Source organism: Massilia pinisoli (genome assembly GCF_024753285.1).
Taxonomy (GTDB): Bacteria; Pseudomonadota; Gammaproteobacteria; order Burkholderiales; family Burkholderiaceae_D; genus Telluria; species Telluria pinisoli.
The window spans coordinates 1-1352 of the sequence record NZ_JANUGW010000054.1; the positions used below are offsets into that span (position 1 = coordinate 1).

The following is a 1352-nucleotide window of genomic DNA, read 5'->3' on the forward strand; positions in this document are numbered from 1 at the left end:
CTAAAGTGGACCCATCAGTCAAGACACTCAGCCGGCTAGTTTAAGCTGTGTCCATTTCCACTCCAGCAGCTGCCCGGCGCTGCCCCGTACTGCCGTCTTCCCCCCGTTCCTGGTCCGCGCCGTCGAACCTGTCGACGATCAGCGCGCCGCCTCCGACGCCGGCCCGGTAGACATGATCCGGCGTCTCGTAGCGCAACGCTTGGTGCGGCCGCCCGGCGTTGTAGAACGCGAAGTACTGCGCCAGGCCGACCGTCAGCTCGGCCATGTTGGCGTAGCCCTTCAGGTACACGTCCTCGTACTTCACGTTGCGCCACAGACGCTCGACGAAGATGTTGTCCAGCGCCCGCCCGCGCCCGTCCATGCTGATCGCCACGCCTTCGCGCTTGAGCACGCCGGTGAACGCGTCGCTGGTGAACTGCGAACCCTGGTCGCTGTTGAACACCTCCGGCCGGCCGTGGTGGCGCAGAGCGTCCTCCAGGCAATCCACGCAGAACGACGCGTCCATGCTGTTGCTGACGCGCCAGGCCAACACGCGGCGCGAGTACCAGTCGATGATCGCCACCAGATAGGCGAAGCCGCGTGCCAGACGGATGTACGTCAGGTCCGTGCTCCACACCTGATTCGGCCGCGCGACCTCCACCCCGCGCAGCAGGTAGGGATAGACCTTGTGCCGCGGATGCGCCTTGCTCGTCGTCGGTCCCGGCGCCATGCCCGCCAGCCCCATCTCCCGCATCAGCCGCTGCACGCGCTTGCGGTTGACGCGGTGGCCCCGCCCGCGCAGGAAGACCGCCATGCGCCGGCTGCCGTAGAACGGCCGGTGGGTATATTCCTCGTCGATCAGGGCGCGGAGCCGGTCTTCTTCCTCGCACGGGAACTCCATGCGCGTCGCCGCTTCCAGCCGACGATACACCGTCGAGCGGGGCACGCCGGCCAGTTCGCACTGCATCGTCAGCGGCATGTCGTCCTCCCGTCCGATCCAGCGCGCCCGCTCGGCCGGGTTCATTCCCCAAGCTTTTTTTTGAGCCAATCCACCTGCATCTTCAGCTTGCCGATCTCGCTGTACAGCTTGTCCTCCGGACTGCTTTCGTCCACCGGCTTCGGGCCGCGCTTGACGTCGAACAGGGCGCCCGCGTTTTCCAGGATCTCCTTCTTCCACTGGCCCACCAGCACCGGATGCACGCCGTATTCCTGCGCGATCTCCGTCACCGTCTTCAATCCGCGCACTGCTTCCAGCCCGACCTTGGCCTTGAATTCCGCCGTGTGCACCCTGCGCTTTTTACCTTCACTCATTCGCCATCATCCTTTCGCGGACGACAGCTTAAACCACTGTCTCAAATTCGGGGTCCACTATA

At 64.9% G+C, this 1352-nt stretch carries 1 protein-coding gene; it reads right to left on the bottom strand.

Annotated elements, in window-relative coordinates; translation table 11 throughout:
* Positions 1 to 40 precede the first annotated feature (40 nt).
* A protein-coding gene (locus NX784_RS28700; RefSeq protein WP_258820081.1) for an IS3 family transposase occupies positions 41 to 1290 on the bottom strand; the annotation gives its coding sequence in 2 pieces (ribosomal slippage) (positions 41 to 1005 and positions 1005 to 1290; 1251 coding nt in all).
* Positions 1291 to 1352 lie beyond the last annotated feature (62 nt).